We start from the raw sequence: 6627 nt of genomic DNA on the forward strand, positions 1-6627 counted from the left end.
TGTTCCCTCCCGGTGACCCACTTTCGAGTCACTGTGCCTCGATTATGTATCGAGGCACAGTGACTTGTAAAGTCGGCCCATGAACGAGACCACCTCCGCACCCCAGGGGCGCCCCCGCAGCGAGAGCGCCCGCCGGGCGATCCTGGACGCGGCCCTGGCGCTCGCCGCTCGCGACGGCTACACCGCGGTCACCATCAAGGGCATCGCCGAAGCCGCCGGCGTGGGTCGGCAGACCGTGTATCGCTGGTGGCCGACCCGGGGGGCGGTCCTGATCGAGGCGCTGGCCGAGATCGGCGCGGCCCACGTCCTGCCCGAGCCCTCGGGCGACCCGCGTGCGGACCTGCGGCTGTTCCTGGACCAGACCTTCGAGTTGGCCGTCGAGGTTCCCGTCGCCAATGTCCTGCTCGGCATCACTGCCGATGCGGTGAGCGATCCCGGGCTGGCCGCCGTCCGGCGCGGCTACATCTCCGGCCGTCGCGATCTGCTGCGTGAGGCCCTGGAACGCTGCGACCGTGCCTGGGCGGTACCGGTGGACACCATGGTCGACCTGGCCTTTGGCGCCATGTGGTACCGGTTGATGAACGAACACGCCCCGGTGGGACCGCAGTTGACGGAGGAGCTGATGGTGGTGGTGGACGCGCTGGCCCGATAGGGGGTGGTCCGGGATTCCTTTCGGGAGTATATTGTTCTCAGTAAGAGAAGAACTCGAAGTGAGAACAACCCGAGCGGAGCGCCCGATGTCCCCGCAGGACCAGCCGTCGCAGGCCGACCGGTCCGAACAGGACTGGCTCGCGGCCTACGACCCCCGGGCCTTCGCCCCGGTCGCGGTCACCGTGGACGTGGTCGTTCTGACGCTGCGCCAGGGCCGGTTGCATGTGCTGCTGGTCCGGCGCGCAGGCCCGCCGTACCAGGGCTGCTGGGCACTGCCCGGCGGTTTCGTCCGAGCCGGAAAGGAGGACCTCGACCAGGCCGCGGCCCGCGAGCTCGCCGAGGAGACCGGAGTCGACACCGCCGCCCTGCGGCGGGTCCACCTGGAACAGCTCGGCTCCTACGGCGCTCCCGCCCGCGATCCGCGGATGCATGTCGTCTCCGTGGCCTACCTCGCCTTCGCCCCCGACCTGCCCGACCCGCAGGCGGGCACCGACGCGGCAGCGGCCGCCTGGGTACCGCTCGGCGGGACCGATCCGGCTGCCGGACCCCACAGGGGAGGGCCCAGCAGCCGGACCGATCCCGCCGGGCACCCCCTGGCCTTCGACCACGCGGTGATCCTCACCGAGGCCCTGGACCGGGCCCGGTCCAAACTCGAGTACACCCCGCTGGCCACGGCCTTCCTCGGTCCCGAGTTCACCATCTCCGAACTGCGCTCGGTCTACGAGGAGATCTGGGGGGAGAAGCTCCACGCGGGCAACTTCCATCGCAAGGTCCTCTCCGTCCCCGGCTTCGTCGAGAGCACCGGCGCGACCGCGACCCGGGCCGGCAGCAAGGGCGGACCCCGGGCCCGCCTCTACCGCACCGGCGACGCCCGACTGCTCCACCCCGCGCTGCTCCGACCCGACCGGGAGGAGGCGGTCCGCTGACCCCGACATCCACGCCGTCCACGCCGTCCGCGCCTTGACGCTCACCCGTCCGGACGCACCGGCCGCCACCCGTACCCCTCCGTCTGCGAGACCTACGACCTCGACGGCGACGAGATCCACGAGCTGCCGCTCGGTCCGCCCAGTGACCTCCGCCACCAGGCCGCCCTCACCGCTCCGCCTGCTGCGCGCCCGCCCCGGTCGGACCCACACCTCGGGCCCGACCCCTGCACCTGGACCGATACTGTCGCGGGCACCCCGGACACCCCCGTCCTGCAACGCAGCCACGGATCCCGCCGTGACGACTCCCCGCTCCGCGACAGCCCGATGATGGTCTTGGCCTGACCCCCCTCCCCATGGCAGATTCGGTCCCGGCAACGAGGCCGACCGCCGGAGGCATCCGCATGACCAGCGCAGAGCAGCAGCCCACCCCGCTCTGGACACCCGACCCCAAGCGCGCCGCCGCCTCCAACCTCGCCCGCTTCCAGCGCTGGGCCACCGAGCACCATGGCGCGCCCACCGGCGACTACGCCGCGCTGCACCGCTGGTCCACCGAGGACCTCGACCGCTTCTGGACCGCCGTCGCCGAGTGGTTCGACGTCCGCTTCTCCACCCCCGCGAGCTGCGCCCTCGCCGACGCCGCCATGCCCGGCGCCGTGTGGTTCCCCGGCGCCCGTCTCAACTACGCCGAACACGCCCTGCGCTTTGGCGAGGACCCGGCCAACGCCGACCGTCCCGCCGTCCTGCACCTGGACGAGACCGGCGCCGAGCCGACCACGCTGACCTGGGCCGAGCTCCGCCGCCAGGTCGGCGCCCTCGCCGCCCGGCTGCGCGACCTCGGCGTCCGACCCGGCGACCGGGTCGGCGCCTACGTCCCCAACGTCCCGCAGGCCGCCGTCGCGCTGCTGGCCACCGCGGCCGTCGGGGCGGTCTGGACCTCCTGCGCCCCGGACTTCGGCGCCCGCAGCGTCCTGGACCGCTTCAGCCAGCTCGAACCGGTCCTGCTTTTCGCCGTCGACGGCTACCGCTACGGCGGGAAGACCCACGACCGTACCGGGATCGTCGTCGAACTGCGCCGCGAACTCCCCTCGCTGCGCCATGTGGTGCACATCCCGCTGCTCGGCACGCCCGCTCCCGACACGGACCTGGTCTGGGACGACCTGATCAGCGGTGCGGACGAACCGGTCTTCGAGCAGGTCCCGTTCGACCACCCGCTCTGGGTGCTCTACTCGTCCGGCACCACCGGCCTGCCCAAGGCCATCGTCCAGGGCCACGGCGGCATCGTCGTCGAACACCTGAAGCAGGCCGGGCTGCACCAGGACCTCGGCCCGGGGGACCGGTTCTTCTGGTACACCTCCACCGGCTGGATGATGTGGAACTTCCTGCTGGCCGGCCTGCTCGTGGGCGCCAGTATCGTCAGCTACGACGGCAGCCCCGGCTTCCCTTCCGTCGACGCCCAGTGGCGGGTCGCCGAACGCTCCGGAGCCACCGTCTTCGGGACCTCCGCCGCCTACATCACCGCCTGCGCCAAGGGCGGCGTCCACCCGGGCCACGACCTGGACCTCTCCCGGCTCCGCGCCATCGGCACCACCGGATCCCCGCTGCCGCCCGACGGCTTCCGCTGGATCTACGACGAGATCAGCCCCGACATCTGGCTGGCCAGCGTCAGCGGCGGCACCGACCTCTGCAGCTGCTTCGTCGGCGGCGTCCCCACCCTGCCGGTGTACCTCGGCGAGATCCAGGCCCCCAGCCTCGGCGCCGCGGTCGAGTCCTGGGACGTCCACGGCAAACCGCTGCGCGGCGAGGTCGGCGAACTCGTCTGCACCAAGCCGATCCCCTCGATGCCCCTGTACTTCTGGAACGACCCGGACGGGACCCGGTTCCACGACAGCTACTTCGACGTCTACCCGGGCGTCTGGCGCCACGGCGACTGGATCACCGTCACCGAGCGCGGCACCGTCGTCATCCACGGCCGCTCCGACTCCACGCTCAACCGACAGGGCGTCAGAATGGGCTCCGCCGACATCTACGAGGTGGTCGAGCGGCTGCCGCAGATTCGCGAGTCCCTGGTCATCGGCCTCGAACAGCCCGACGGCGGCTACTGGATGCCGTTGTTCGTGGTCCTCGCGGAGGGAGCCGCCCTGGACGACGACCTCCGTACGGCGGTCCGCACCGCGCTGAGGGAGCAACTCTCGCCGCGCCACGTCCCCGACGAGATCATCGCCGTCCCCGCTCTGCCGCACACCCTCACCGGCAAGCGGCTCGAAGTCCCGGTCAAGCGCATCCTCTCCGGCACCCCGCTCGCCCAGGCCGTCAACCCCGGCTCGCTCGACAACCCGGAGGCACTCGCCCCGTTCCTGGAGCTCGCCAACGGCGGAGGGGCCAGCCACCGGGGTAGCTAGACAGGTGAGTCGGCGTCGACTCCTACTGACTCCTACTCGCCGGACAGCACCTGGTTCGCGGCCGCGCGCGCCTCGTCCGCCGTGTCGGTGGCGCGCGCGGCGGCAGCGGCCCGTCGGCACTGCGCCAGCGTGTACTTGGCCAGGGTGGCCCGCACATAGGGGATCGACGCCGCACCCATCGACAGGCTGGTCACTCCCAGCCCGGTGAGCACGCAGGCCAGCACCGGATCGGCGGCGGCCTCCCCGCAGACACCGCAGCTCTTACCGGCCGCGATCGCCGCCTCCGCGGACAGTGCGATCAGGTCGAGCAGCGCCGGCTGCCAAGGATCCTGCAGCCGGGCCACCGCGCCGACCTGGCGGTCGGCGGCGAAGGCGTACTGGGCCAGGTCGTTGGTGCCCAGTGAGAGGAACTCGACCTCCTTCAGGATCGACCGCGCACGCAGCGCCGCCGACGGGATCTCCACCATCGCCCCGAACTTGGCCGACAGCCCCGCCTCCCGACAGGCGTCCGCGAAGGCCCTGGCGTCGATACGGTCGGCCACCATCGGCGCCATGACCTCCAGGTACACCGGCAGTCCCGCGGCGGCCCTGGCCAGTGCCCGCAACTGGGACTGCAACACCTCCGGGTGCTCCAGCAGGCTGCGCAGCCCGCGGACGCCCAGAGCGGGGTTCGGCTCGTCCGCCGGCGTCAGGAACTCCAGCGGCTTGTCCGCGCCGGCGTCCAGCACCCGCACCACGACGCGCCCCTCGGGGAAGGCCTCCAGCACCGCGCGGTAGGCCTCGACCTGCGCGTCCTCGGTCGGAGCCTTCGTCGAGTCGTCCAAGCTCTGCTTTTCGAAGAAAAGAAATTCGGTGCGGAAAAGCCCGATGCCCTCGGCACCCACCTCGACAGCCGCCGGGACATCGGCCGGGCCGCCGATGTTGGCGAGCAGCGGCACCCTGTGCCCGTCCGAGGTCTGTCCGGGACCGGTCGACGCGGACAGCGCCGCCTTCCGCTCGGCCGCGATCCGCCGCAGCTCCGCCTGCTGCTCCGCCGACGGTTCGACCAGCACCTCCCCGGTGCTGCCATCCACCGCGACCACGACGCCCTCGGCCATGTCGGTGGCACCGGGCATGGCGACCACAGCGGGGACGCCCAGCGCCCGGGCGAGGATGGCACTGTGGCTGGTCGGCCCGCCCTCCTCGGTGACGAAGCCGAGCACCAGCGTCGGGTCCAGCAGCGCGGTGTCGGCCGGCGCCAGGTCCCGCGCGAACAGGACGTACGGCTCGTCGCTGTCCGGCACCCCCGGCATGGGGACGCCCATCAGCCGTGCCACGATCCGGTTCCGCACGTCGTCCAGGTCGGCGACCCGTCCCGCCAGGTACTCACCGGCGTTCGCCAGCAGGGCTCGGTAGGCGGCGAAGGCGTCGTAGACGGCGCGCGCCGCGGTGCTGCCCACGGCGATCCGCCGCTCGACGTCCGCCATCAGCTCAGGGTCCAGCGCCATCAGCGCCTGCGCCTCAAGCACGGCCTGCGCCTCGCCACCGGCCAGATTGCCGCGGGCCTGCAGATCGGCGGCGACGGCTTCGACAGCCTGCCGCGCCCGCGCCTGCTCGCGCGGCGCCTCCTCGGTCGGCGTCTGCTGCGCCGGGGGCTCCAGCACCGCCGTGCCCATGTGCCGAACCTGTCCGATCGCGACCCCGTGGCTCACGCCCACGCCGCGCAGCGTCTCTGTCATCTCGCCGGTCTCCACTTCCTCATTCACCTTCACCATGTTCACCATGGCAGGCAGCACCACCGGGCCCAGCTCGTTGCTAGGTCCAGGTGAAGAGGCCGTCCCCGGCCGCGACCTCGCTGTTCTCCTGGACATCACTCAGCTGGTCGGCGGCCGCTTCGAGCGCCACGACCGGGGAGATCGGCGACTTGCCGGCGGCCTCGACCGCCCGTGGATCCCAGCGGATCACCGGCTGCCCGCGCTTCACCGTGTCGCCCTTGCCGACCAGCAGCTCGAAGCCCTTCCCGTTGAGCTGAACGGTGTCGATCCCCAGGTGAGTCAGCACTCCGTGCCCGTCCTCGTCGATGACGACGAAGGCATGCGGATGCATGGAAACGATCGTCCCGTCGACAGGCGCGACGGCATCCCCGGCTTCACGAACCGGGTCGATCGCCGTTCCCGGCCCGACCAACGCTCCAGCGAACACGAGATCGGGCACAGCGGCCAGCCCGATGGCCCGTCCAGCGAGAGGGGACGTCACTTCGGTCATGCTTCAAGCCTCCGGTGGAAGTGGCAAGCAGGAGTCAGCCTAAATCAACACAAGTTGGGGTACCTCGCTACTCCACAGCCCGCTCACACGCGCGTCCCTCGTCCGCCCACGGATTTGCTCCGCCCTGCGCGCCGCTGTACGTTGGAGCCCTGCCGCCGCAACCGAGAGGTTGCGGCACGTTGGTGAGATCATCCGAATTTCCACTCGCAATGACACTGCGCCGGGGTTCGGTCTTGCCTGCGACCAGCAGCCGGAATTCGAACCGGGACGGACCGCTGAAATGGTCTGCTAAACTCGGAACACGAACAAAACGAAGCGCCCGGAGGGCTGGTGTGAAAGCCGCTCGAAGGAAGCGTCCGTACCTTGAGAACTCAACAGCGTGCCAAAAGTCAACGCCAAATGTTGAT

5 protein-coding genes are annotated in these 6627 nt (G+C 71.1%); 3 read left to right on the forward strand and 2 right to left on the reverse strand.

Translation table 11 applies throughout. The features are described from left to right. The first annotated feature begins 79 nt into the window (after positions 1-79). From ABH941_RS27720 to ABH941_RS27730, 3 genes are all read left to right on the forward strand, one after another. Entirely contained in the window at positions 80-652 is a 573-nt protein-coding gene (locus ABH941_RS27720; RefSeq protein ID WP_370132254.1) for a TetR/AcrR family transcriptional regulator, read from the forward strand. A gap of 85 nt (positions 653-737) precedes the next feature. After that, the gene (locus tag ABH941_RS27725; RefSeq protein ID WP_370132255.1) at positions 738-1577 is read left to right on the forward strand and encodes an NUDIX domain-containing protein; all 840 of its coding nucleotides are present in this window, start codon (positions 738-740) and stop codon (positions 1575-1577) included. A gap of 401 nt (positions 1578-1978) precedes the next feature. After that, positions 1979-3976, forward strand: a complete 1998-nt coding sequence (locus ABH941_RS27730) for an acetoacetate--CoA ligase (RefSeq protein ID WP_370132256.1) — start codon at positions 1979-1981, stop codon at positions 3974-3976. A 32-nt stretch (positions 3977-4008) separates the two neighbouring features. Here ABH941_RS27730 and ptsP read toward each other — a convergent pair whose 3' ends face one another. Together ptsP and ABH941_RS27740 are read right to left on the reverse strand one after the other, a co-directional pair. Further along, the gene (gene ptsP / locus ABH941_RS27735; RefSeq protein WP_370132266.1) at positions 4009-5694 is read right to left on the reverse strand and encodes a phosphoenolpyruvate--protein phosphotransferase; all 1686 of its coding nucleotides are present in this window, start codon (positions 5692-5694) and stop codon (positions 4009-4011) included. A gap of 76 nt (positions 5695-5770) precedes the next feature. Beyond that, on the reverse strand, positions 5771-6220 hold the full coding sequence (locus ABH941_RS27740) for a PTS glucose transporter subunit IIA (RefSeq protein ID WP_370132257.1): 450 nt from the start codon (positions 6218-6220) through the stop codon (positions 5771-5773). Positions 6221-6627: the final 407 nt, after the last annotated feature.

Source organism: Streptacidiphilus sp. EB103A (assembly GCF_041261405.1).
Taxonomy (GTDB): domain Bacteria; phylum Actinomycetota; class Actinomycetes; order Streptomycetales; family Streptomycetaceae; genus Streptacidiphilus.

Bases quoted from the DNA above. Each gene is read 5' to 3' on its own strand.
- ABH941_RS27730 (WP_370132256.1), top strand. From the start codon at position 1,979: ATGACCAGCGCAGAGCAGCAGCCCACCCCGCTCTGGACACCCGACCCC.
- ABH941_RS27720 (WP_370132254.1), top strand. From the start codon at position 80: ATGAACGAGACCACCTCCGCACCCCAGGGGCGCCCCCGCAGCGAGAGC.
- ptsP (WP_370132266.1), bottom strand. From the start codon at position 5,694: ATGACAGAGACGCTGCGCGGCGTGGGCGTGAGCCACGGGGTCGCGATC.
- ABH941_RS27740 (WP_370132257.1), bottom strand. From the start codon at position 6,220: ATGACCGAAGTGACGTCCCCTCTCGCTGGACGGGCCATCGGGCTGGCC.
- ABH941_RS27725 (WP_370132255.1), top strand. From the start codon at position 738: ATGTCCCCGCAGGACCAGCCGTCGCAGGCCGACCGGTCCGAACAGGAC.